We start from the raw sequence: 24,295 nt of genomic DNA, 5'->3' as shown, positions 1-24,295 counted from the left end.
AATGCAAACTGATGAACAACGCCTGCGTTTTCGCGACGCGATGGCCAGCCTGTCGGCCGCGGTCAATATTGTCACCACCGAGGGCGACGCGGGCCGCTGCGGCATTACCGCTACTGCCGTCTGTTCCGTCACGGACACGCCGCCCTCGCTGATGGTCTGCATTAACGCCAACAGCGCCATGAATCCGGTGTTTCAGGGGAACGGTCGGCTGTGCGTTAACGTGCTGAACCACGAGCAGGAGATCATGGCCCGCCACTTCGCCGGGATGACCGGTATGACGATGGACGATCGTTTTAGCCTCTCCTGTTGGCAGAAAGGGCCGCTGGCGCAACCGGTGCTGAAGGGCGCGCTGGCAAGCCTGGAAGGCGAAATAAGCCAGGTGCAGACCATCGGCACCCATCTGGTTTATCTCGTGGAAATTAAAAACATCATTCTCAGCGCAGAGGGACATGGCCTGATCTATTTCAAACGTCGCTTCCACCCGGTGATGATGGCGCTCGAAGCCGCCGTTTAACCCTCCTCCGCGCTGGTCATTGCCCGGCCAGCGCGGAATTCTACAAAAACTCCTAAGGTTTCCGCTAAATCACGCCGTTATATAACCATAAGATAAATTTTCTGTGCCTGAATACTGACATTTCTTGTCAGCGCTTTCTGCATCATTCAGCACACGCCCTCATTGACAGGAAGACCTTATGGCTAAATCGACGCGGAGCCGCTCGGCTGAACGTCTTGTCGATATTCTGGTTGAGTTACATTTAAACGGTGTGGTGAATCGCCGCGCGCTGATGGATAAATTTAAAATTACCGAGCGTACCGTATACCGTGATTTAAATGCGCTCTCCCCGATTGTTGAACACACCGGAAACGGGTTATATCGACTGATTCATTCGGCACAATCCCCCGGCGGGCAAGGACTCCACCACACTCTTGCTAACTTCCTGAATGCCGATAGCTTTTTCCCTGACAGAAACACGGAGTTCTGGCAGAAACTTGAAAACCGCGTTGACGAAAATCATATTGTTATTCTCAACAATGAAGCGGAGCACACCGTCCAACGCGATATTCAGCGCCATCTGCCCAAAATTGAGAAATCGATTACACATCGTCATATTTGTCAGATCGTTTATAAAGGCAAAACCCGACTGATTAATCCATACAAACTGATTAACAAAAAAAACATTTGGTATTTACAAGCCACCGAAAATAGCAGGATAAAATCGTTCTCGCTGAGTCAGATTAGCTGGCTTGATATTCTTAACGACACTTTTACTCCCGATCCGCATGCGGTTGAGCTGCTGGAAAAAAGCCTCGATCCCTGGGTATCTGAAGATACTTTCGAAGTGAAAATATTTATTAATACTATTATTTCACACTACTTCAAACGCCGCGACTTGCTGCCGGAACAAGAATTGCTGGATGAGCGAAACGACGGCGTCACCGTCCGCTGTCAGGCAGCCCATGAGAATCAAATTCTGCCGCTGCTGTTCTACTGGCTGCCAAATATTCAGATCCTTGAGCCTGAGTGGCTGAAGGAGAAGCTGGTTTCGACGCTTGAAACCTATCTGGCAACGACCGTGGCATAGCTAACTACGTGATCACAATCACATAATCCCCCCCACTGGCGGCGAGCCTGAACCACTCACCGCCGTCTTTGACCGCTCACCTCGCACTTTCAACCACTCACCCATTTACCTTCCTTTACACGCGCGACAATCTGGCAAGATCGGCTCAGCATTAATCAATACCTCCTCAAAAACGAACCTTGACCCTTTTTTCTTCACATAAAAACCAGGTCTATTATGGATACTAAAAAACTCATGAAGCACGTGCCCTGGGCATTACTCGGGATCCTCGGCGCTTTCTGTCTGGCCGTTGTCGCATTACGCCGGGGCGAACACGTAAGCGCCCTGTGGATCGTCGTTGCGTCTGTTTCCGTTTATCTTGTGGCTTATCGCTACTACAGCTTGTACATCGCGCAGAAGGTCATGAAGCTTGACCCGACGCGTGCCACGCCGGCGGTCATTAACAATGACGGCCTGAACTACGTGCCAACCAACCGCTACGTGCTGTTTGGCCACCACTTCGCCGCGATCGCCGGTGCAGGTCCGCTGGTCGGCCCGGTTCTGGCTGCCCAAATGGGCTACCTGCCAGGCACCCTGTGGCTGCTCGCGGGCGTTGTGCTCGCGGGTGCGGTGCAGGACTTTATGGTGCTGTTTATCTCCTCTCGCCGTAACGGCGCCTCTCTGGGTGAGATGGTCAAGGAAGAGATGGGCCGCGTGCCGGGGACTATCGCCCTGTTCGGCTGCTTCCTGATTATGATCATCATCCTTGCGGTGCTGGCGTTAATCGTGGTGAAAGCGCTGGCGGAAAGTCCATGGGGCGTCTTCACCGTCTGCTCTACCGTGCCAATTGCGCTGTTCATGGGTATCTATATGCGCTTCCTGAGACCAGGACGCGTGGGTGAAGTGTCGGTGATTGGTATCGTGCTGCTGGTTGCCTCCATCTACTTCGGCGGCGTGATCGCGCACGACCCGTACTGGGGCCCGGCGCTGACCTTTAAAGACACCACCATCACCTTCGCGCTGATCGGCTACGCATTTATCTCCGCGCTGCTGCCGGTCTGGCTGATTCTGGCCCCGCGTGACTACCTGGCAACCTTCCTGAAAATCGGCGTTATCGTCGGTCTGGCGATCGGTATCCTGGTGATTAACCCGGATCTGAAAATGCCGGCAGTGACCCAGTACATCGACGGTACAGGTCCACTGTGGAAAGGCGCCCTGTTCCCGTTCCTGTTTATCACCATCGCCTGCGGCGCGGTCTCTGGCTTCCACGCCCTGATTGCGTCTGGTACCACGCCTAAGCTGTTGGCAAATGAGAAAGACGCGCGTCTGATCGGCTACGGTGCCATGCTGATGGAATCCTTCGTGGCAATCATGGCGCTGGTTGCCGCGTCCATTATCGAACCGGGCCTCTACTTCGCGATGAACACCCCTCCTGCAGGCCTGGGCATCACCATGCCAAACCTGCATGAAATGGGCGGCGACAACGCGGCGCTGATCATGGCCCAGCTGAAAGACGCGAGCGCACACGCTGCGGCGACCGTCAGCTCCTGGGGCTTTGTGATTTCCCCTGAGCAGATCATGCAAACCGCGAAAGACATCGGCGAACCGTCCGTGCTGAACCGTGCAGGTGGCGCACCGACGCTGGCCGTAGGTATCGCACACGTGTTCCACAAGGTGCTGCCGTGGGCGGACATGGGCTTCTGGTACCACTTCGGTATTCTGTTCGAAGCGCTGTTCATCCTGACCGCCCTTGACGCTGGTACCCGCGCTGGCCGCTTTATGCTGCAAGACTTGCTGGGTAACTTCGTGCCGTTCCTGAAGAAAACCGATTCTCTGGTGGCGGGCGTACTGGGCACTGCGGGCTGTGTAGGCCTGTGGGGTTATCTGCTGTATCAGGGCGTTGTCGACCCGCTGGGCGGCGTGAAGAGTCTGTGGCCACTGTTCGGTATCTCTAACCAGATGCTGGCAGCGGTTGCGCTGGTGCTCGGCACCGTCGTGCTGGTGAAGATGAAGCGCACCAAATACATCTGGGTGACCGTGGTACCTGCGCTGTGGCTGCTGCTCTGCACCACTTGGGCGCTTGGCCTGAAGCTGTTCAGTGCCAACCCGCAGCTGGAAGGCTTCTTCTTTATGGCTAACCAGTACAAAGAGAAGATTGCCGCAGGCGGCGCAGACCTCACCGCGCAGCAGATTGCCAACATGAACCATATCGTGGTGAACAACTACACCAACGCGGGTCTGAGCATTCTGTTCCTGGTGGTGGTGTACAGCATCATCTTCTACGGCATCAAAACCTGGATGAACGTGCGTAACGCCGAGGGCCGTACGGATAAAGAAACCCCTTACGTACCCGTGCCGGAAGGCGGCGTGAAGACCTCTTCACACCATTAAGCGAGCACGGTAACTGTAGGCCCGGTATGCGTAGCGCCACCGGGCTTTTTCTTATCAGGACGTATTATGTTTGGTAACTTAGGCGAAGCGAAAAAATATCTCGGTCAGGCGGCGAAAATGCTGATTGGCATTCCGGACTATGACAACTACGTTGAGCATATGAAGACCAATCATCCGGATAAGCCGTACATGACCTACACCGAATTCTTCCGCGAGCGTCAGGAAGCACGCTACGGCGGAAGTGGAGAAGGCGGCGTACGCTGCTGCTAAAGGAGAGACCATGACCCCGATTGCCGTCACCCTGCTGACCGGTTTTCTCGGCGCAGGTAAAACTACCCTGCTGCGCCACATTCTGAACGAACAGCACGGCTTCAAAATCGCCGTCATCGAAAACGAGTTCGGCGAAGTCTCGGTAGACGACCAGCTGATTGGCGATCGCGCTACCCAGATCAAAACCCTGACCAACGGCTGCATATGCTGTACCCGCTCTAACGAATTAGAAGACGCCCTTCTCGATTTGCTCGACAGCCGCGACCACGGTGACATCGACTTCGACCGTCTGGTGATTGAATGCACCGGCATGGCCGATCCCGGCCCGATTATTCAGACCTTTTTCTCTCATGAAATCCTCTGCCAGCGCTACCTGCTGGACGGCGTGATTGCGCTGGTCGATGCAGTACACGCTGATGAGCAGATGAACCAGTTCACGATCGCCCAGTCTCAGGTGGGTTACGCCGACCGCATCCTGCTGACCAAAACCGACGTGGCGGGCAACAGCGAAACGCTGCGCGATCGTCTGACGCGTATTAATTCCCGCGCGCCGATATTCACCGTGACCCACGGTGACATCGACCTGTCTCAGCTGTTTAATACCAACGGCTTTATGCTGGAAGAGAACGTCACGTCGACACCGCGCTTCCACTTTATGGCCGACAAGCAAAATGACGTCTCATCGATTGTGGTCGAACTGGATTACCCGGTGGATATCAGCGACGTCTCACGCGTGATGGAAAATCTGCTGCTCTCCTTTGCCGACAAGCTGCTGCGTTACAAAGGGATGCTGTGGATTGACGGCGAGCCGAATCGCCTGCTGTTCCAGGGCGTGCAGCGCTTATATAGTGCCGACTGGGATCGCCCGTGGGGCGAGGAAGCGCCGCGAAGCGTCATGGTGTTTATTGGGCTGGCGCTGCCGGAAGAAGAGATTCGGGCGGCGTTTGCGGGATTACGTCAATAGCGCCGGTCCCTAACCCTCTCCTTGTGGAGAGGGTTAGGGTGTTGGCATCAGGCAGTGCATCGATCGTTCCATGTATCGCGATAAATAATATTTCCTTGCGTGTACTTCCAGGTAATCGACTCATAACGTAATTCAAGCGTTTCCAGATGTGTGCTGCTCAGACCATTAGGCGACAAATAAGGCGAAACCGTTGTCAGCTTTACGTTCTCAAGAATGATGTTTAAATATTCAGCCTCGATGCCGGACTCCAGAATGCGGTACATCTTGATGGTTGCTTTCTTCAGGGTACGGCCTTCACAGACAGCACGATAGAGGATAGGGGTCGTCTGGTCGAATTCTTTGACGATAGTGATAGGACTGTGAACGCGTTGGCATTAAACAGCCACCGTCAATGGGGGAACCATTTTCATCATCGAGCCATAAGTGTGCGGGGGTAGACATATCATTTCCTTATTAATATTTCGCAAAACCAGTGCCCGTACTTTTACCATTTCACGTAATGGCATATATATATTATGAATATTGAAAATAGACCAATAGGCCAAAGAGGACCCTCTCGAAAAAAATATATATAAGATACCGCAAAGACAATTACGCATGCTTGCGGTGCATAAAATGCAAATAATTGACGACCTAACCACAGTAACATTCTCTTTATGTATATCATTCACCCTACTTAATCATCTTTGTAATAACATTTACAATATCCCTGTCTGAAGCCCATTGTTCTTTTAATGCCCCTACACGTTCAAATACAGGTTCGATTAAGAAATACATCATTTCTAACGCCTGCATCTATAAAGCCGCATAGTAAGAGGGATGCGTAAAATGGAGGCTCTAGGCGCTATCTGCTGCCTTCTGCACAACCCCCTACAAACTAGCAACAACAGTAGTTGTACCCGCTACTCGTCCTGTAAAGACACTCAACTCATGCCTAAGACCCAGACCCATAGCGACAGACGTCGCCGTAGCTAATGTGAACCCTACACGGGAAAGCGAGCTAGCAGCTTTATGCACATTCGCCGCCATCAACATATGCTTAATACGCTCTAGCTGTTCAGAGGTTCGATGCTTAAATATTTCTTCAAAATATACTTTGAGTATTTCATAAACAACATCTCTTTGTTGTAAAAGATAGGTTACACCGTAGAGAAATCGTAGGTCTTCAGTTCGTTGCCTTTTACAAACATCCTGATACTCATCCGTAAAGCAGGACGTGTAATAAAGTGCCCGCTTTACGCCCGCCTCGATTGTCCCAATTTGGTTAGCTACCGCGTCCCTTACGCCCACGACCGCGTGGTCGAGTTTCGATGCGAGAATATTGTTTGACTGTAAATAACGAATGACGTCGTTCCTGTAATACAGGGTCTCTCCCTGGCATTAATTCCATCCTGGAAAAAGTGTATATACAACCCGGTATCGAGTAAATGGAGATGCAACGTTCCCTTTGCGATCGCGATCAGAATTTAAATGGATAAGAGATCGTTTCAACCAACCTAAAAATCACAAACGTCCTACATGCCTTCTTTCTGGCCTTATGTAATTCACGGCAAAAAATTCGTGCTTTCAATACGTATATATGATGCCTCATTGAGTAGACTTTAATCAGATAAATGTAAATTTACGTATTTATCCATTACAACTGAAACACATTTGGAAATTATTAGAAATTCAATTAATGCACATTGAATCAATATCCTTTGCCCGTTCAACCTCTGTTTAGAAAAAAAATTAAACTTATTCTAAACGCCAAAACATTACGTATTGACGTTGTGATTAACCAACTATCTAACAACATCCAAAAACAGTTTCATTAACAAAGTCAGCATAAAACCGCGACCTCCATCACATTTGCAGTCATAAACATCGCTTGTTAAGGTGTCCTCAGATTAATTTGATGACGAGGAAACACTCATGAAAAAGCTCAACGTTCTTATCCTTTCCGCACTGACCGCCGTATCGGGCTCCGCACTGGCAATGGGCGGCAGCATCGAACAGGGTAAAAACTTTACCAACCTGAATGTGGAAATGGGCAAATCCTCTTCTGGCCTGTATACCGAAGGTAACTGGCTCAAAAATACCGATGACGGCACCCAGACCGGTGGCGTTGGCGCAGGTTACAACGTCGAAGTCGGCCCGGTGATGCTGAATGCAGGCGCGAAAGCCATCTATATCGGCCCGAAAAAAGGCGATAACGGCGTAGCCTTCCCGATTGGCGGCGGCGTGAACGTGGCCCTGACCGACAGCATTAACGTGTTTGGTGAAGGTTACGTTGCACCAGACGGGCTGAACAACAGCGTGAAAAACTACGTCGAAGCGAACGGCGGCGTAAGCTGGTCCCCTATCAAACCTGTTACGCTGAAAGTGGGTTATCGCCACGTGAGCGTTGATGGTAAAGACGGTCGTCCAAACCACACCCTGATCGACGGCGCCTACTTCGGCGGCGGCGTAAGCTTCTAAGCCTGCGCACAGACCAAAAAAAACCTGCCAGTTGGCAGGTTTTTTTTTTGACTCAGGTTACTTACGCACGACCACCAGCTTCTGGTTCACAAACTCTTTGATCCCCAGATCCGACAGCTCGCGCCCGTAGCCGGAACGCTTCACGCCGCCGAAAGGCAGTTCTGCCGCCGTATCAGTCAGCCAGTTGATGTACACCATACCGGTCTCAATACGCGACGCCATTTTCTTCGCCCGTTCAATATCCTCGCTGAACACCGCGCCGCCCAGACCATAGTGGGAGTCGTTCGCCAGCGCGATCGCTTCGTCGTCACTTTTCACCACGTATATCTGCGCTACCGGGCCGAAGAACTCTTCGAAGTACGCCGGGTTGTCGCGGGAGATATTCGTCAGTATGGTTGGCTCAAAGAAACTCCCGTCACGCTGAACCGGCTTACCGCCATAGTGCAGTTTCGCACCGTTTTTCACCGCTTCGTTGACCTGTTTGGTCAATGTCTCCAGCGCATCTTTAGATGACAGCGGCCCCAGAGTGGTGCTCTCGTCCAGCGGGTCGCCAATTTTCACCTGCTTAAACGCCTCGGTGAATTGGGTCAGGAACGCGTCGGCGATTTTCTCGTGAAGAATAAAACGCTTCGCTGCGGTACAGACCTGCCCGGCGTTATTGAGCCGCGCGTTAACGCCAATCTTCACCGCTTTATCCAGGTTGGCATCGTCCAGCACCACGAACACATCGTTACCGCCCAGTTCGAGGGTCGATTTCTTTATATGCTTCGCCGCCTGCGCCGCGACCACGCTACCGGCTTTTTCGGACCCCGTCAGCGCAGCACCCTGCACGCGCTCGTCAGCAATGATGTTCGCGACCTGATCCGAAGAGATAAACAGGTTCGTCCAGGCCCCTTCCGGCGCACCGGCTTCACGCACCAGGTGTGCAAACGTCTCCGCACAGTGCGGCACGATGCTGGCATGTTTGGCGATAACCGGGTTGCCCGCTGCCAGGTTGGGTGCCAGAACGCGCATCAGCTGGTAATAAGGGAAGTTCCACGGCTCAACGGCCATCAGCACGCCGATGGGGTGATGTTCCACCCAGGCTTCACCCAGCTCGGTCTTGTACTTCACTGGCGCCAGGAACTGCTTCGCGTTATCGGCATAATAGCGGGCGATTTGCGCGCACAGCTTCACTTCGCCACGGCTTTGTTCGATGAGCTTACCCATCTCCTGACTGGCGATTTTTGCCAGCTCCTCCACGCGCTCGTCAATGAGATCGGCGAGCTTATGCAGCACCGGCAGACGTTGCTCAATATCGCCTTTCGCCCAGTCGGAATGGTAAAGCGCATCGGCGGCGTTCAGCGCCGCCTCGATGTCTGCATCAGTGTGGGAGGGATATTCTTTGATGAGCTGGTTGGTGGCAGGATTTACTGTCTGATAAGCCATATCGAATCTCCTTAAATTACCGCTTAGGGTATTAAGGGTAGTCAACATGACTGGCTATGGACGTAAAGTTGGGTATATCCGGAACGTTCTTAACGAGCGGCTGCCCGTTGGCCCGCAGACATGGTATAAAAAATTATTCCCAACAGGAGTTCCTATGACGGCTACCCGACACGTTCAGCAGACCTTCCATCGCGCCTTCGGCCTTGAACTGCGCAGCTCGTGGCAGAGCACCCAGGCCTATAAGCGTCATTGTCACCCCCAGCACGCGATCGGGGCGATAATGGAAGGCCAAACATGCTGCACAGTTTATGACAGGGAGTACATGCTTAATCCTGGCGATATCATCGTCATCCCGGCTTATGTTCCTCACAGCTGCAACCCGATAGCGGGACAGCCGCGCAGCTACCACATGCTTTATGTCGATGCGGAGCTTCCTCTCGCGCTAGAGGTGATTCGAAACGAAACGCTGTTTAATCATTACCTTGATATTGTCGAGACATTTTCGGCACCGGCCCTGGACGCGCTGCTCTCTGCACTTCCCCATCGCGCCGATGTCTTGCCTCCCCTGCGTCCCACCAGCCAGCAGTTACGGCAGGCCTATCTCTCTGACCTGAGTTCACCGCCGTCACTCGACGAGCTTGCACAACGATTTTCACTGCGTAAGGAGACGCTAATACGCACCTTTAAACAGGATACCGGGCTGACGCCGGGCAATTTTCTCAACGTCTCGCGCGTGGAATTCGCTAAAGCACGCCTGCGCGCCGGAGATGACCTCGCCGACGTCGGCTATCAGAGCGGCTTTGCCGATCAGAGCCATTTCCATAAAACCTTCGTGAGCTATACCGCCGCCACGCCTCGCCAGTACGCCACCGGCAGATCAATATCGGACAATAAATAGCGTTTGCATCACCGTAGTCTGACCTCAGATTTTCACAATGAGGTTGCTATGGAACTGTTATTCCCTTCCGCTTTTCTCGCCCTGGCGCTGGCGCATTTTTTTGCCCTGTTAAGCCCGGGCCCGGATTTCTTCCTGCTGGTGGGCTACGCCGCACGCTACCGACTGCGCGGCAGCGCCGGACTGTGTCTGGGCATCGCCGCGGGCAACGGCGTGTATATCCTGCTGGTGATTCTCGGCTGGAGTGCGCTTCGCCAGTTTACGTGGCTGTTTACGCTTATCCAACTTTGCGGCGCGCTGTATCTGCTGTGGATAGGTTCGCATCTGGTGCGCAGCCGACCTCAAGTACTGGCGCTGAATGAAACCCACCAGCGCTTTCCCCCGCTGCGCAAGCAGTTCCTGCTGGGGCTCGGTTCGGCGCTGCTTAATCCGAAGAATGCGCTGTTCTATCTGGCGCTGATGACGGCCCTACTGGGGCCGGACGTCACGCTGCTTCAGCAGTCGACATGCGGCGTCTGGATGGTGATGGTGGTGCTGGTATGGGATCTGGCGCTGGTGTCGCTGATGGGGATGCCCGCGGTTCAACAGAAACTCAGCCGCTCGCTCTGGTTGATTGAGCGCACGGCAGGGGTGGTGCTGATGGCGTTTGGTGGTGGGGTGTTGTGGCGGTTGCTATGAACGGATTTTAACCTGTTCTTCTTAAGCGCCTAACCGATAATCCCAATCATCAGAATGGATAACGTTACCGTCACGATAGTGCCAGGTGATCTTTTCATAACGAAGCAGAATAAGCTCAAGATGCCCTTGTTTTCATGATAAGTATCTTTAACGTCATGCATCAATGAAAACAATGTGACTATCTTCACCTCTTCCAGCGTTATCGTAAAATAGATTTCTTCCTGGCCGGCATTATTAATTCTGTAAAGATCAATAGCCGCTTTCCTGAGCGTTCCCCCCTGTACTCAACGCTTTGTTTAGCAAAACGCTTGAAGCATCAATTTCTTTCTCAATAAGAAAAGGACGATGCTGGCGCTTGCTCACTGCTCTTCCATTATGTAGGTCAGAGTGATAACTCACATTATGAAAGAGTCCCGAAACCTCAATCTGGTTTTCACGGTCTTTGACACTCACGCTGCCTTTTATGATATTACCCATCTCGTCAGTTAATGACATATATACTGGAATAGCCATTTAAATATCCTTATCGAAGGGAACTGAGTGTTCAACGGTTTCGATCATAACGGCGAGACATTTTTTACCCTCTGTGCTTTTAATCTTAAACATCTCCCTGATTGAATCGACAAAAAGCTTATTGCTCTCTGCTTCTGTCTCCGGAAAATTTGCGAAAGCGCAGATCTGTGCAATTGTGAGCAACGGTTTATCGTCTTTTAAGATTGCCAACACACCTGCAGGATTATGTGGGATAGCTTTAGAAAGAGCCGCTTTCAGATCTTCAGCCGTACTGGCATCCACACCTGGTTCAAGTGCACTCGCTACTGCTAACCATGCATGAGTACCTTTACTTATCTCCGGGATCACAAGATTCCACCCTGCCGACTCACCGCGATCATTTGCATCCAGTTCCGTTACAACTGACCTGGCACCGTTGTCATTTATCATTTGCAAAATCTGTTCAGGTAGATGACCGTTTGCAAATAAACATAGGGGGTAAAACAAGAAGAAAAATACAATGCGATATTTCATCATCTCACCACCAGTATTGTGTTACCCGAATCATATGTCGTTTGTCCTGACCGTTCATAATGATACAACCTGCAGATGCTGCACCTGGTAGTTGACCTTTCTTATCGCCATGGATTTGAAAATGATCTCGACCAAAAGTATTGGTCCCCGCTATAGGTTCAAGGATAATTGCCTCTGCACTTTTGTGATTATTCCACCCGGCAATAAAATAAACACCTCTTGGTATGGGCCCACTGTTTCGTTGTCGTTCGCATTCAGGTTTATCTTTCGATTCGCCAGCACCGCTATAGCAGTTAGTAACAAATTCTCCATTGTGACTTAATACCCCTGTCGATACTTTATATTCCCATGTCATTAATAACGCCGCCTTCACTCATTGTCCTTTATCTTATGACTATCCAGAGAGTTAAAATCATCTCAACGGTCACAAAACCTCTCGGTCGATAATGAATGAGCACAAAAATATAGAAAATTAATAATGGATAATTTCAATGCATATATTTTTAATATAATAGCGGCCTGTTCACCCAGAGAATACATCTTCCTCACTTAACACAAGCTTTGCACTTTTGGTTCACTTACCTCTATCCTTAACCCATGGAAAAACATACCGAACTCAAACGCGCCAAGCTGCTGGCGCTGTCGCTGCTGCTGATTGCCGTCGCGGCGTTTATCACCACTCTCTTTCTGCCACAAACCTTCTGGGTACGCGGTGCGAAGGCCATTGCCGAGGCGGCGATGGTTGGGGCGCTGGCAGACTGGTTTGCGGTGGTCGCGCTGTTCCGCCGGGTGCCGATTCCATTTATCGCCCGCCATACGGCGATCATCCCGAGAAATAAAGACCGAATCGGCGACAACCTTGGGTTGTTCGTGCAGGAAAAGTTTCTTGATACCCAGTCGCTGGTGGCGTTGATCCGGCGCTACGAACCGGCGCAAATGATTGGTAGCTGGTTCAGCAAGCCCTACAACGCCCAGCGGGTCGGGCAGCATCTGATACAGGTGATGAGCGGTTTTCTGGAACTCACCGACGACGGGCGCATCCAGCGCCTGCTCAAACGGGCGGTGCATAAGGCCATTGATAAAGTCGACTTCACGGAGACCAGCGCCGCGATGCTGGAAAGCATGACCAAAAATAACCGCCATCAGGTGTTGTTGGACGCCATTATTAACCGCCTGATTACGTTGATTCAGCGCGAAAGCTCGCGAGAATTTATCGCCACTCAGATTGTCCACTGGCTGAAGACCGAGCACCCGCGCAAGGCGATGGTGCTCCCCACCGAGTGGTTGGGCGACCAGAGTGCGGAGATGGTTTCGAACGCGGTAAATGCCCTGCTGGACGATATCAGCCACGACCGCACGCACCAGATCCGCCAGGCGTTCGACCGCGCTACGCTGAAGTTTATCGACAACCTGAAAAACGATCCGGAAATGGCGGAGAAAGCGGAGAACATCAAGCACTACCTGAAGAACGACGAAGCGTTTAACCGCTATCTGGGCGAGATGTGGGCCGACCTGCGCCAGTGGCTGAAAAGCGATATGCAAAGTGAAGATTCACGCGTGAAGCAGCGCATCGCCAATGCCGGACTCTGGTTTGGCGAAACGCTCTCCAATGATGCCAACCTGCGGGCGTCCCTGAACGAGCATCTGGAACAGGCTGCACACCGCGTGGCGCCGGATTTCGCGGCGTTTCTTACGCGCCACATTAGCGACACGGTCAAAAGCTGGGATGCCAAAGACATGTCCCGCCAGATTGAGCTCAACATCGGCAAAGATCTGCAGTTTATTCGCGTCAACGGCACGCTGGTGGGCGGGACGATTGGCCTGATCCTGTTTTTACTTTCGCAACTGCCCGCCGTGCTTGCGCATTAATCCGCTTTTGGCGGCGCAATGACGTAGCGCGTCGCCTCAAAGCGATTGAGGATCAGGTGCACCAGAAACACCATCGTCAGGGTCGTCACCAGCGCAAAGGTGACGGAGGTGATGCGGTACAGATCGCTAAACACGAGGTCGCTGTCCGGGTGCATATTCTGTCCGAACATAATGCCGATGGTGGTGATGCTGGCAAAGCCAACGCCTGCACCGACCTTTTCCATCACGTGCAGCCGCGCGCCAAACGCCAGCCCGAGGCCGATGAGCGGCATCATCAGCAGCATATGGCTGCTGTGATCGTACAGAATCAGCTGTACCACCAGAATATAGAGACACCCCAGCACCACGCCAACCACGCGCCACACGGAGCTCATCACCGCCCCGCGATAGTGCATCGGGAACAGGATTAATACCCCCGCCATTAGCGCCGAAAGCGAGTCGCTCAGATCGCTCATCTGAAAAACAACGAAAATCAGCGTCGCGACAGTGCCGGAGAGCAGCGACTCATGGCGCACGCGGGCGTCGTCTTTCTCAATCAGCGGCGGCGGCTTGCGAGGCTCAACGTCCGGCAGCAGATAGTTCATCAGCGCGCTCAGGCACACCGCCATCACGCTCGCTTCGATATTGGAAAACAGCAGCGTGTGCCAGCTGGTGGTGGGATAACTCATAAAGTTGAGCATCACGCTCTGGCACACCACGCCCATCGATCCGAACAGGAAAAGAGGCCCCTTACTCATAAAACGAAATCGCATCACGTACAGGGCAAACACCACCAGCGTCATGATGACCGGCCATTGCGACAGATAGCCGATGATAAGCACCATTTCGACGCAGTTCAGCGAGGCGCTAAAGATAAACTGCTTCGCCACGTGGCGGTTAAATACCGGCACCAGCGACAGGAGCATGATCGGGTAGACCACGAAAAAGACGCCGTAGGTGGTGTTGTAAAAGCTGGAGACGCTGAGCGCAATCATCCCGGCAAAGACGATGCGCAGGGTCTGACGAAAGTCATTTGCCGTGTAGACGATATTGCCGTGCGGGGTAAACACCCGCGCCAGAGTACTAATAGACATAGTGAAGCAGGCTCACCAGATGGATTTGCATGCCGGAGAAGAAGCGCGCGAACGGCCCTTCACTGTTGTAGAGCTGCACGGTAGCGCGCGCGCCGGTCGGCAAATGCTTCGGCAATTCTTCGTCCAGCGCCACGTGGATGCGCATGCGCTGGGCATCGCGTACCCAGCGGTTCGAGGTTTCCGGCTGAGACAGCTCACCGTTCACCGCTTCCTGCCCGGCGAGGATCCCCGCATCGCTGCTGGTCACGTGGGCGCGGAACACCCGCCCCGGAAAGGCATCAAACACCACTGCCGCGTCGGTGCCCTGATGGGTATGACGCAGGCTCTTTTCACGAAAATCCGCCACGATATCAATCTGGTTGTTCACCAGCGCCAGCGACGCCGAACCGGAAGAAGCATAAAAGCCAGGGCTTAACTGCAGGTTACTCACCGTGCCGTCCACCTGGGCATAGACCTTCGTCCAGCCAAGGTTTAACTCCGCCTCATCAAGGGCGTTGCGGTATTTTTGCAGCGTGACGTTGCGGTGTTCATCGCGCTCGCCGCGCTGGATACGCAGATTATGGATGTTCGCCTGAAGGGAGCTGACGGACTGCTCGCTGCTCTGCCAGGCGGTGCGCACTTTATCCAGATCGGATTGCGAGACGTTCTGCAGTGTGCTGAGCTTCTGGTAACGATCGAAGGTCACTTTATCGTTGCGCGCGGTTAGCACAGCAGTTTTCAGGCTGGCCTGGGCAGAGGCGATCTGCGCATCCAGCTGATCGTTGGAAAGACGAGCCTGTTCCAGCGCGATTTGTGCCGCTTCGACCTTGTTGCGAAACGGCGTATCATCCAGCTCAAACAGCAGATCGCCTTTCTTTACCTGGCTGTTGTTATGCACGTGGACGGCCGCCACATAGCCGGAGACACGCGCAGACACCGGCGTCACCACGCGCATCACGGTGGAGTCCGGCGTCAGCGGGATCCAGATATCCGCGACGATAAAGTAGACAAACATCAGCAGGAAAGAGGCAATACTTACCCTTACCCAGCGGGCAAACTTTTGTTCAGGAGTCATTATTTTTCGGTCTTGTTATCTTCTTCGCGGATTGTCCGCAAATTGCAGGCGATTTGATTCAATGTAGCGCTGAAAATGTCGATATGTTCCGGCGCGATGTTTTGCGATACGCGAGCCTGAAATGTCTCAATAACCTGAGTCAACCTTTCAAGAACGCCCTTTCCCTCAGGCGTCAGCGTCAGCAGCCGGATACGCTTGTCGTAAGGCGACACGGTGCGCAGCAGGTAACCCTGCTTCTCCAACTGGGTCAGCGTACGCATGAGCGGCGGCAGCTCGATTCCCTGCACTTCCGCCAGCTCGCTGACCGAGACGTTCTCCCCAAGCTGCTGAAGCTGCATCATTACCGTCCAGCTCGACTGGGTTAACCCGGTATCGAGAATGGCATCATCTATCACCGCACGCCACTGGCGCACGACCATTGCCATCCGCATGCCCATCGGCCTGCGGCTAAACAGCGCTTCTTCACTCATAGGAAATCCTCTCGTATTACCCCGGCAAGATAATAGTTATCAGGGTAAGTATCAAGAAACAAGAGTTGAAAGAGCAGGAATTGCGAAAGGAACGGCCGGTGAGAGGGTTAGGTCAGCCCGATAAGCGCAGCACCACCGGGCATGTTAGCGGCTAAAATGACGCTTAACGGCGCGCCTGCCCGCAGGCGTCACCACAACCTCCCGATAACCCGCAACCCGCTGGATCCAGCCTTTAGCGTCCAGACAGGTAAATAAAGCGGCGCCCGCCTCACCGCCCAGATGGAACCGTCGTTCGCTCCAGTCCAGGCATCCACAGCAGGCCTTGCGTCGCGGGTGGGGGCTTAATGGAATACCGAGCTTCAGGAACTGCTCGCGCCCATACAGAGTCAGCGCGGTGCCGTCTGCCTCAAGCCAGCGCTCCGCCTGCATGAAATCATAGATCTGCACGGCGACGGTACCCGCCAGATGGTCATAACAGGTGCGTGCTTCACGCATCGATGTCGGCGTGCGGGTTTCCGGCGGCGCGATACGGCTCCAGGAAAGCCCCATCATCTGCTCGACCAGCTCCGCCACGTCATGCCCCGCGAGACGATAGTAGCGATGCCGCCCTTGCGAAAGACAGCTAATGAGCTTCCCCTCCAGCAGCCGGGCGAGGTGTCCGCTGGCGGTAGAAGGGGCGACATCCGCCGCCGTGCTCAGCTCGGTAGCCGTCCACGCCCGACCGTCCATCAACGCGCAGAGCATTTTCACGCGCGACGGATCGGCCATCGCGGCAGCTACCGTCGCGATGGCGTGTTCCAGTACCGCGCCGCTGTCAGGAGGTAAGCTCGTCTTTAGCATGGGGCGCCCAGGGTTTGATGATCTCTGCGGCCAGCTTATCATTATCCGTCAGCAGAATAAGGTGGTTTGCATGGTCACTGTACTGAGTCAGGATAGACACGCCCTGTGTGGCCAGCGCTGCTGCTATCTCGCCCAGCTCGCCGGGCCGTTCCTGCTTCAGTTTGCCGATCAGCGGTTTGCGCACCGCCTGCACCCTGAATCCCGCCTCAAGCAGGACAATACGGGCTTTTTCACCCTCATCAACCAGGAAATGCGCCTCTGTGCCGAAGACGCCGCCGCCTTCCAGCCCAACGCCGTTACGCCCCAGCAGTTGACCAAAGCGCGCCAGTTCCCCTGGCGTATCGTTAAACATCACATGAACGTCATACATCCGCACGCCCCCCAGTTTCAGAGGTGTATTCCCGCACGACCTGCGCCACGCGAATTCGGTAGTGCGCGAAGATCGACTCTCGCCCCTCGTCCTGCGCGGCCTGGTGAAGCACGTTCTGTTTCCAGTTACGGATAGCGTCTTCGTCCCGCCACCAGGAGAGGGAGAGGATTTTGCCTTTGGTCGTCAGGCTCTGGAATCGTTCGATATCGATAAAGCCCTCGATACCCACAAGCAGGGGGGTAAGTTCGGCGGCCAGCTGCAGATAGCGCGCCTGATGAGCAGGCTCGGCTTTGGCTTCGAAAAGGACTGCGATCATGGGGTCTCTCCGTTGTGATGTTCAGCAGAGCGTGCAGGATCGGAAAGCGTGATGCTTCGGTGAGGAGCGAAGTGTTTTAACCAAGGATCGACTTCGGCTCCATAAATGCACCGATTCCCCACTCGCCCATTTCACGCCCCACGCCGGAGTGCTTAAACCCGCCAAATGGCGCTTTCGGTTCATGAGCAAGCGTGTTCACCAGCACCCGACCAGAAAGGATCTGCTGCGCCACACGACGCGCACACTCCACGTCCCTGCCCAACACCAGCGCGCTCAGGCCGTACTCCGTATCGTTAGCAATGGCGATCGCCTCGGCCTCATCCTGATAAGGAATGATGCACAGCACCGGGCCAAAAATCTCTTCTCGGGCAATGGTCATCTGGTTGCTCACCTCGGTAAACAGCGTCGGGCGAACAAACCACCCGTGCTGCGTACCGGCTGGCCGTCCTTCTCCACCCGCCAGCAGGCGCGCGCCTTCTTCAATTCCTTTGCGAATATAGCCCTGTACCCGCTGCCACTGTTTTTCACTGACCATCGGCCCGACGTCCGTCGCATTATCGCGCGGATCGCCGGATTTCACTCCCGTGACGGCCAGCGCCAGCGCCTCCTCGATTTCCACTTTCCGCGACAGCGGTACCAGGATGCGCGTCCCGGCCACGCAAGCCTGCCCGCTGTTCATAAACCCGGCCTGGATAACCCGCGGGATCGCCAGCTTCAGATCGACATCATCAAGCAGGATCGTCGGCGATTTGCCGCCCAATTCAAGCGTAACGCGCTTAAAGCTCTCCGCCGCGTTACGCAGGATCGCTTTGCCGGTGTTGGTCGAACCGGTAAACGAAATTTTTGCTACGTCCGGATGACGACTGAGGATCTCACCCACCGTCTCCCCCCGGCCCGTGATGATATTAAAAACGCCCGGGGGCAGCGCGGCATCGCGGAGCGCCTCGGTGATAACCCGGGTCTGCAGCGCGCTCATCTCGCTGGGTTTAATCACCGCCGTGCACCCCGCAGCAAGGGCTGCCGCAAGTTTGCCGCAGATAAAGCCCGCGTCGCTGTTCCATGGGGTGATAAGCCCCGCCACGCCAAGCGGCGTCATTTGTACCGTCGCGGCACCCGCCGTCTTCTCGAACTCAAATGCCTCCAGCGCCTCAATGGCCTGAGCAATCACGTCCGCCGGATAGCTGGCCATCCACGCCGAGCGCGAGGCGGGCGCACCGTACTCTTCAATAACCGCTGCCAGCAGGTCATCGTGACGGACAGCAACGGCTGCATGCATGCGTTTCAGCGCGGCAATGCGCGCCTGTTTTGAGGTCTGCGACCATGCCGGGAAGGCCGCTTTGGCGGCAGCAATCGCACGCTCTGCGTCAACCTCGTCCGCTAGCCGGACCTGCCCCATCACCTGCGCCGTTGCCGGGTTGTACAAATCAAAACGTTCCGTACCGTGCGGGATAACAAACTCGCCGTTAATAAAGATCTGTTCGATATGGTGCATATAAACCTCCTCAGGCTGGATGGGCACAGTCTGGCACGGCTTCTCCGCTACGATAATCCACGGTATGCTGCAAAGGGTGTACCGATTTTCAGGATAATCTATGCATCGTTCAGGTCTGACAGCGCTGGAAGTGGTGATGGCGGTAGTGCGCCGGGGCAGCTTTCGCGGCGCGGCGCAGGAGCTGGGCATGTCCGCCACAGCAGTGAGTAATGCAATCGCCGGGCTAGAAAGCCGCCTTGAGACTCGCCTTTTTAACCGCACCACCCGCAGCGTAGCGCTTACCGACGCAGGGCAGCGATACGTGGCGCGCATCGGCCCGGCATTACAGGAAATTCGCCTGGCTGGCGAAGAACTTCACAGCGACACCGGGGAACCCGCCGGCACGATCCGCCTGAACGTGCCGCACAATATTGGCGCGCTTTTTTTGGATCGGCTGCTGATCGACTTTATGATCCGCTACCCAAAAATGCGCGTGGAGACGGTGAGCGAAGCGCGAACGATCGACATCGTCGCCGAAGGTTATGACGCGGGGATCCGCCTTGAAGAATCCGTGCCGCAGGACATGATCGCCGTGCCGCTAACCGGTGAGATCCGCCAGCTCGTCACCGCCACGCCAGCGTATTTTCAGCGTCACGGTATTCCACAAACGCCTGACGATCTGCTGTTGCATCAGGGGATCGGCATGCGTATGGCTCACGGTGGGATCTACCGCTGGGAGCTGGCGCGTCGCGGTGAGGAATACGCCCTGACCGTGCCGCCGCGGTTTGCGACGTCCGATCTTTTCGCCGCTATCCGCACCGTGAAAGCCGGATTAGGGGTAGGATTTTTGCCGGAACTCTATATACAGGATGAGCTGAAACGCGGGGAACTGATGAGCGTATTACACGACTGGTCGCAGCCCTTTGCCGGGCTGCGCCTTTATTATCCTGGCCATCGCCACGTTCCGCCAGGATTACGCGCGCTGGTGGCGATGATCCGCGAGCGCGGAATTATTCCAGGTTAGCCTTATTCAGCCCATAAGCCGCGTCCAGCGAGCCAGGCGCCATGCGCGATGTGATGCCCAGACGGTTCCAGGCGTTGATCGCCACGATGGCGAAGTTCAGCTCTGAAATCTCCACGTCCGAGAAGTGCTCCGCCACGCTGCGGTACAGCGCATCGCTCACCCCGTGAACGCCGATTTGGGTCAGCGCTTCGGTAAACGCCAGCGCGGCTTTCTCGCGGGCGCTGAACAGCGGCGATTCGCGCCATGCTGCCAGGTGGTAAAGGCGCAGCTCGCGTTCCCCGGCGATTTTGGCCTCTTTCGAGTGCATATCCAGGCAGAAGGTACAGCCGTTCAGCTGCGACACACGAATGTCGATCAGGTGCTTCAGCGCCGGATCGATGGAGGTTTTCGCCACTTCCATGCTCAGGGCGGACAGCGCGTTGGCGAGGGCCGGTGTCGCTTTATGGTGGTTTACGCGAGTGCTCATGGTCTTTCCTCTTTTGTAGGCGGCATATGTCATGCGATGAGGTAAATGTACCGGCAATATGACATAGTAAAAAGATACAAAAATAATGAAATGAGGTAGGACATGAAGTCAGGCTATCACGAGATTTACGCCCGCTATCGGGACAACATCGCAAGCGGTGTACTCAAGCCTGGCGACAAAGTGCCCGCCATTCGCGTGCTGGCCGAAGAGCTGAAGGTAGCGCGTAAAACCGTCGAAACCGCGTACGCGATCCTGACGGGCGAAGGATATCTGGTGAGCCAGGGCGCGCGCGGCACGCGGGTGAACCCGGATCTGTTGCTGCCCGCCAAAAGTGCACCCGCAGAACACCCCACCGGGACGCTTCCCGCCTCGCTCATCAGCCAGCGCGAGCGGGCCGGTTTTTTACGCCCGGGCATTCCGTCTCTCGACAGTTTTCCGTACAAAAAATGGCTGCTGCTGGCCGGCCAGGCCACACGCTCCATGCGCCAGGAAGAGATGCTCAACCCGCCGGTTCTCGGCTGGTATCCGCTGCGTGAGGCGATTGCACGCTATGTGAATATCTCGCGCGGCCTCTCCTGCACCGCTGAACAGGTGCTGATCACCAGCGGCTACAGCGGCAGCTTGCGCCTGATTCTGGACACGCTCGCCAGCCGCAGCGACAAAGTGGTCTTTGAGGACCCGGGCTATTTCATGGGCCAGCAGTTGCTCAAGCGGATCGTCCCCCGCCTGCACACCGTGCCGGTCGATCGTGCAGGCATCGATACCGAGTACCTGCTGCGTCATCATCGCGATGCCCGCTTTGCCATCATCACGCCGTCGCACCAAAGTCCGCTGGCGGTCACGCTTTCCCTGCCCCGTAAACAACAGCTTCTTGACTGGGCGACTCAGAACGACGCGTGGATTATTGAGGACGATTACGACGGCGAATTTCACTATACCCGCAAGGTTTTGCCGTCGCTGAAAAGCCTCGACCGACATGACCGGGTGATTTTTATGGGCACCTTCAGCAAAACCATTATGCCGTCACTGCGGATGGGCTACGTCGTGATGCCCGCCAGCACCGTTGAGGCTTTTACCGACTGTGCGGACATCGTCGCCAGCGGCCAGCCGGTGCTGACGCAAAAGATCCTCACCGCGTTTCTCAACGAAGGGCATTTTTTCCGTCATCTCAAGAAAATGCGTGCGCTGTACCAGACCCGGCGAGACTGGATGATTGCCGCCCTGAAAGCGGTGTATGGCGACCTGTTTTTCACCGAGCAAAACGACGGCGGAATGCATGTTGTGGCCTTTCTGGCGAAAGGAAGCTGCGACCGGGAGATCGCGCAATGCTGGCAGGCGCAGCAGCTGCAGGTGAATGCCCTGTCAGAGTGGTATCGCGGGTCCGGCAAGCGCTACGGGCTGGTGATGGGATACAACAACGTACGCACGTACGAGGAAGCGCTGGCGCTGCTCGAGAGGCCGAAACAAGAAACGCTGGAATTACTACTCTGAATTCAGATAGCTATACGAAAGGCACCAACATGGGTTATCAATATAATCGCAAGACTTTATATTTCTAAGGAAAAGAAAATGAAATCCATTCTGGGGTTCGACTATTTATTAACGCCACGCGTGCTGGTCTTTTTCTACTGGATCGCCATGCTGCTTATTTTTATCGGCGGCGTGTACTCCATGTTCACAGAACATCTCATCGCGGGCTTTTTCGGTATGATCTTCAGCCTGATCGGGTGTCGCGTAATGTTCGAATTGATCATGGTTGCCTTTAAGAACAACGAATACCTGCGTCGTATCGCCGAAAACACGTCGGTAAAATCCGTCGAATAATTCGCCGGATGTGCCGGGCGGCGGCTGCGCCTGACCCGGCCTACGGATCAAATGTCATTGCGGGATAACCCAACGTCCTTAAGCTGCTCGTCGCTCATCTGACTCAAGATGCGACGCGTCCGGTTGATGCGATACCAGTTGCAGATCGTTTTTCCGATCCAGACAAATGCGATAAACGGACGTTTTGAACGATGCGCGTAGAATTCCATGATGTTCTCCTCTCGGTGCCAGTGACCTTATCATCGTGGAAATCCCCCTCAGCAATACAGACTCAAAAAAAACTTTTGTTTAACATACAGATCCGCTAAAACGGTATCTGCATGCCATTTTGTGTGGCAATCTGTACTGGTTTTATAATCTGTATGGTGAAAACAAAGGATACAGCATGACGCGCTATCAATATCTGGCCAACCTTCTGGCAGAACGCATTCAACAGGGGCTGTATCGCAGCGGCGAGCGTCTGCCGTCGGTGCGTGCGCTGAGCCAGGAGCACGGCGTGAGTATCAGTACCATACAGCAGGCTTACCAGATTCTGGAAAATCTGCAGCTGATTACCCCTCAGCCGCGCTCCGGTTATTTTGTCTCACCTCCCAAAGCAAAGCCTCCCGTCCCGGCCATGACGCGCCCGGTGCAACGCCCTGTCGACGTGACCCAGTGGGATGAAGTGATGATGCTGCTGGACGCCCGCGCCGACAAAGAGATGATCTCCTTCGGCGGCGGCTCGCCGGACGTTAATCAGCCAAGCCTGAAACCTCTGTGGCGCGAGATGAGCCGCATTGCGCAGCATAACCCTGCCGAGATGTTGAGCTATGACGTGCTCGACGGTCGTCTGGAACTGCGCGAGCAGATCGCCCGCCTGATGCTGGACGGCGGTTCAACCGTGGCGGCAAACGAAATCGTTATTACCAACGGCTGCCACGGCGCGCTGTCGATTGCCCTGCTCTCCATCTGCAAGCCGGGTGATATCGTGGCGGTAGAGTCACCGTCGTTTCACGGCACCATGCAGATGCTGCGCGGGTTTGACATCAAAGCGATTGAAATTCCGACCGATCCGGAAACAGGGATCAGCGTTGAAGCCCTCGAACTGGCGCTGGAGCAGTGGCCCATCAAGGCGGTGATCCTCGTGCCCAACTGCAATAATCCGCTCGGGTTTATTATGCCGGAAGCGCGTAAGAAGCAGGTTCTGGCGCTGGCCCAGCGGCACGATATCGTCATCGTCGAGGATGATATTTACGGCGAACTGGCGGCGGAATACCCGCGCCCGCGCACGATTCACTCCATGGATATCGACGGCCGCGTGCTGCTCTGCAGTTCGTTTACCAAGACCGTCGCGCCGGGGCTGCGCGTCGGCTGGATTGTGCCGGGACGTTATTACGACCGGGTGATGCACATGAAATACGCCGCGGGCGGGTTCAACGTGCCCGGGACGCAAATGGCGGTGGCGGCGTTTATCCGCGACGGCCATTACCATCGTCACGTGCGGCGTATGCGTCAGATTTATCAGCAGAATATGGAAACCTACACCTGCTGGGTGCGGCAATATTTTCCGGCTGAGATCTGCGTAACCCGCCCGCAGGGGAGTTTTTTGCTGTGGGTTGAGCTGCCGGAGAAGGTGGACATGGTGTGCGTGAGCAAGCAACTGTGTCGGCTGAAGATCCAGGCGGCGGCCGGATCGCTGTTTTCCGCCTCCGGGAAGTACCGCAACTGCCTGCGCATTAACGTGGCCATACCGCCAACGGATAAAAATCGCGATGCGTTGAAGAAGATGGGCGAGGCGATCGTGATTGCAATGGAAGAGTAATGGTTTTTTTGCCCGGTAGCGTAGCGCCACCGGGCAATGGCTA

25 protein-coding genes and 3 pseudogenes are annotated in these 24,295 nt (G+C 54.8%); 13 read left to right on the top strand and 15 right to left on the bottom strand.

Annotated elements, in window-relative coordinates; all coding sequences use genetic code 11:
- Position 1: 1 nt before the first annotated feature.
- From V5P19_RS12550 to yjiA, 5 genes are all read left to right on the top strand, one after another.
- Entirely contained in the window at positions 2-514 is a 513-nt protein-coding gene (locus V5P19_RS12550) for a 4-hydroxyphenylacetate 3-monooxygenase reductase subunit (protein ID WP_334403694.1), read from the top strand.
- A gap of 178 nt (positions 515-692) precedes the next feature.
- Positions 693-1,583 carry a WYL domain-containing protein gene (locus V5P19_RS12545; protein WP_334403692.1) on the top strand — a complete coding sequence of 297 codons (891 nt, stop codon included), beginning with the start codon at positions 693-695 and terminating at the stop codon, positions 1,581-1,583.
- Positions 1,584-1,799: 216 nt separating this feature from the next.
- Positions 1,800-3,953, top strand: a complete 2,154-nt coding sequence (locus tag V5P19_RS12540; RefSeq protein ID WP_334403690.1) for a carbon starvation CstA family protein — start codon at positions 1,800-1,802, stop codon at positions 3,951-3,953.
- Positions 3,954-4,019: 66 nt separating this feature from the next.
- Positions 4,020-4,223 (top strand): YbdD/YjiX family protein, encoded by a 204-nt coding sequence (locus V5P19_RS12535; protein WP_003856610.1) that lies wholly within the window; start codon positions 4,020-4,022, stop codon positions 4,221-4,223.
- A gap of 10 nt (positions 4,224-4,233) precedes the next feature.
- Positions 4,234-5,187 (top strand): GTPase, encoded by a 954-nt coding sequence (gene yjiA, locus V5P19_RS12530; protein WP_334403687.1) that lies wholly within the window; start codon positions 4,234-4,236, stop codon positions 5,185-5,187.
- 47 nt (positions 5,188-5,234) lie between these two features.
- Here yjiA and V5P19_RS12525 read toward each other — a convergent pair.
- Positions 5,235-5,628: pseudogene (locus V5P19_RS12525) on the bottom strand (Hcp family type VI secretion system effector).
- A 231-nt stretch (positions 5,629-5,859) separates the two neighbouring features.
- Positions 5,860-6,552 (bottom strand): annotated as a pseudogene (locus tag V5P19_RS12520) (hypothetical protein).
- Positions 6,553-7,101: 549 nt separating this feature from the next.
- Between V5P19_RS12520 and V5P19_RS12515 the strand changes: the two are divergent.
- Positions 7,102-7,647: a YfaZ family outer membrane protein gene (locus tag V5P19_RS12515; RefSeq protein ID WP_334403685.1), complete on the top strand. Its 546-nt coding sequence runs from the start codon at positions 7,102-7,104 to the stop codon at positions 7,645-7,647.
- Positions 7,648-7,704: 57 nt separating this feature from the next.
- Here the strand turns inward: V5P19_RS12515 and V5P19_RS12510 are convergent, their stop codons facing one another.
- On the bottom strand, positions 7,705-9,075 hold the full coding sequence (locus V5P19_RS12510; protein ID WP_334403683.1) for an NAD-dependent succinate-semialdehyde dehydrogenase: 1,371 nt from the start codon (positions 9,073-9,075) through the stop codon (positions 7,705-7,707).
- 154 nt (positions 9,076-9,229) lie between these two features.
- Between V5P19_RS12510 and V5P19_RS12505 the strand changes: the two genes are divergently transcribed.
- Positions 9,230-9,973, top strand: a complete 744-nt coding sequence (locus V5P19_RS12505) for an AraC family transcriptional regulator (protein WP_334403681.1) — start codon at positions 9,230-9,232, stop codon at positions 9,971-9,973.
- Between the two features lie 48 nt (positions 9,974-10,021).
- On the top strand, positions 10,022-10,648 hold the full coding sequence (locus V5P19_RS12500) for a LysE family translocator (protein ID WP_334403678.1): 627 nt from the start codon (positions 10,022-10,024) through the stop codon (positions 10,646-10,648).
- Between the two features lie 21 nt (positions 10,649-10,669).
- On the opposite strand, the pseudogene V5P19_RS12495 reads toward V5P19_RS12500, so the two are convergent.
- The 3 genes and pseudogenes from V5P19_RS12495 to V5P19_RS12485 all read right to left on the bottom strand — a co-directional run bounded on the left by V5P19_RS12495 (position 10,670) and on the right by V5P19_RS12485 (position 12,047).
- Positions 10,670-11,161, bottom strand: a pseudogene (locus tag V5P19_RS12495) (Hcp family type VI secretion system effector).
- Positions 11,162-11,677, bottom strand: coding sequence for a hypothetical protein (locus V5P19_RS12490; RefSeq protein WP_334403676.1), 516 nt, complete (start codon positions 11,675-11,677; stop codon positions 11,162-11,164).
- Between the two features lies 1 nt (position 11,678).
- Positions 11,679-12,047: a tlde1 domain-containing protein gene (locus V5P19_RS12485; protein ID WP_334403674.1), complete on the bottom strand. Its 369-nt coding sequence runs from the start codon at positions 12,045-12,047 to the stop codon at positions 11,679-11,681.
- 224 nt (positions 12,048-12,271) lie between these two features.
- On the opposite strand from V5P19_RS12485, the gene V5P19_RS12480 reads away from it, so the two are divergent.
- Positions 12,272-13,543, top strand: coding sequence for a DUF445 domain-containing protein (locus V5P19_RS12480; protein ID WP_334403671.1), 1,272 nt, complete (start codon positions 12,272-12,274; stop codon positions 13,541-13,543).
- Here V5P19_RS12480 and V5P19_RS12475 read toward each other — a convergent pair.
- The 7 genes from V5P19_RS12475 to V5P19_RS12445 form a co-directional block, all read right to left on the bottom strand.
- Entirely contained in the window at positions 13,540-14,616 is a 1,077-nt protein-coding gene (locus tag V5P19_RS12475) for a DUF2955 domain-containing protein (protein WP_334403669.1), read from the bottom strand. The two genes, V5P19_RS12480 and V5P19_RS12475, sit on opposite strands and share 4 nt — an antisense overlap.
- On the bottom strand, positions 14,606-15,673 hold the full coding sequence (locus V5P19_RS12470) for an HlyD family secretion protein (RefSeq protein ID WP_334404157.1): 1,068 nt from the start codon (positions 15,671-15,673) through the stop codon (positions 14,606-14,608). Before V5P19_RS12470 ends, V5P19_RS12475 begins: the two co-directional genes overlap by 11 nt.
- Complete coding sequence (locus tag V5P19_RS12465) at positions 15,670-16,140, bottom strand: MarR family transcriptional regulator (RefSeq protein WP_334403667.1); 471 nt, start codon at positions 16,138-16,140, stop codon at positions 15,670-15,672. The genes V5P19_RS12470 and V5P19_RS12465 overlap by 4 nt, the downstream gene beginning before the upstream one ends.
- A gap of 144 nt (positions 16,141-16,284) precedes the next feature.
- Complete coding sequence (locus V5P19_RS12460) at positions 16,285-16,980, bottom strand: winged helix-turn-helix domain-containing protein (RefSeq protein WP_334403665.1); 696 nt, start codon at positions 16,978-16,980, stop codon at positions 16,285-16,287.
- Positions 16,955-17,350, bottom strand: coding sequence for an amino acid-binding protein (locus V5P19_RS12455; protein ID WP_334403663.1), 396 nt, complete (start codon positions 17,348-17,350; stop codon positions 16,955-16,957). The genes V5P19_RS12460 and V5P19_RS12455 overlap by 26 nt, the downstream gene beginning before the upstream one ends.
- Positions 17,343-17,666, bottom strand: a complete 324-nt coding sequence (locus tag V5P19_RS12450) for an antibiotic biosynthesis monooxygenase (RefSeq protein WP_334403662.1) — start codon at positions 17,664-17,666, stop codon at positions 17,343-17,345. The genes V5P19_RS12455 and V5P19_RS12450 overlap by 8 nt, the downstream gene beginning before the upstream one ends.
- 76 nt (positions 17,667-17,742) lie before the next feature.
- Positions 17,743-19,158 carry an aldehyde dehydrogenase family protein gene (locus tag V5P19_RS12445; RefSeq protein WP_334403661.1) on the bottom strand — a complete coding sequence of 472 codons (1,416 nt, stop codon included), beginning with the start codon at positions 19,156-19,158 and terminating at the stop codon, positions 17,743-17,745.
- Positions 19,159-19,258: 100 nt separating this feature from the next.
- Here V5P19_RS12445 and V5P19_RS12440 point away from each other — a divergent pair, with 100 nt between their 5' ends.
- Positions 19,259-20,161, top strand: a complete 903-nt coding sequence (locus tag V5P19_RS12440) for a LysR family transcriptional regulator (protein ID WP_334403660.1) — start codon at positions 19,259-19,261, stop codon at positions 20,159-20,161.
- On the opposite strand, the gene V5P19_RS12435 is transcribed toward V5P19_RS12440, so the two are convergent.
- Complete coding sequence (locus tag V5P19_RS12435; RefSeq protein WP_008501331.1) at positions 20,148-20,627, bottom strand: carboxymuconolactone decarboxylase family protein; 480 nt, start codon at positions 20,625-20,627, stop codon at positions 20,148-20,150. The two genes, V5P19_RS12440 and V5P19_RS12435, sit on opposite strands and share 14 nt — an antisense overlap.
- 102 nt (positions 20,628-20,729) lie before the next feature.
- On the opposite strand from V5P19_RS12435, the gene V5P19_RS12430 reads away from it, so the two are divergent.
- Positions 20,730-22,118: a PLP-dependent aminotransferase family protein gene (locus tag V5P19_RS12430; protein ID WP_334403659.1), complete on the top strand. Its 1,389-nt coding sequence runs from the start codon at positions 20,730-20,732 to the stop codon at positions 22,116-22,118.
- A 78-nt stretch (positions 22,119-22,196) separates the two neighbouring features.
- Positions 22,197-22,451, top strand: a complete 255-nt coding sequence (locus V5P19_RS12425) for a DUF4282 domain-containing protein (protein ID WP_334403658.1) — start codon at positions 22,197-22,199, stop codon at positions 22,449-22,451.
- A gap of 47 nt (positions 22,452-22,498) precedes the next feature.
- Here V5P19_RS12425 and V5P19_RS12420 read toward each other — a convergent pair whose 3' ends face one another.
- A complete protein-coding gene (locus V5P19_RS12420; RefSeq protein ID WP_334403657.1) occupies positions 22,499-22,660 on the bottom strand; it encodes a DUF1127 domain-containing protein in 162 nt (53 codons plus the stop codon).
- A 176-nt stretch (positions 22,661-22,836) separates the two neighbouring features.
- Between V5P19_RS12420 and V5P19_RS12415 the strand changes: the two genes are divergently transcribed.
- Positions 22,837-24,252 (top strand): PLP-dependent aminotransferase family protein, encoded by a 1,416-nt coding sequence (locus V5P19_RS12415; protein WP_334403656.1) that lies wholly within the window; start codon positions 22,837-22,839, stop codon positions 24,250-24,252.
- Positions 24,253-24,295 lie beyond the last annotated feature (43 nt).

Source organism: Enterobacter sp. UNJFSC 003 (assembly GCF_036903355.1).
Classification (GTDB): domain Bacteria; phylum Pseudomonadota; class Gammaproteobacteria; order Enterobacterales; family Enterobacteriaceae; genus Enterobacter.
This window is presented reverse-complemented; position numbering and strand designations above follow the sequence as displayed.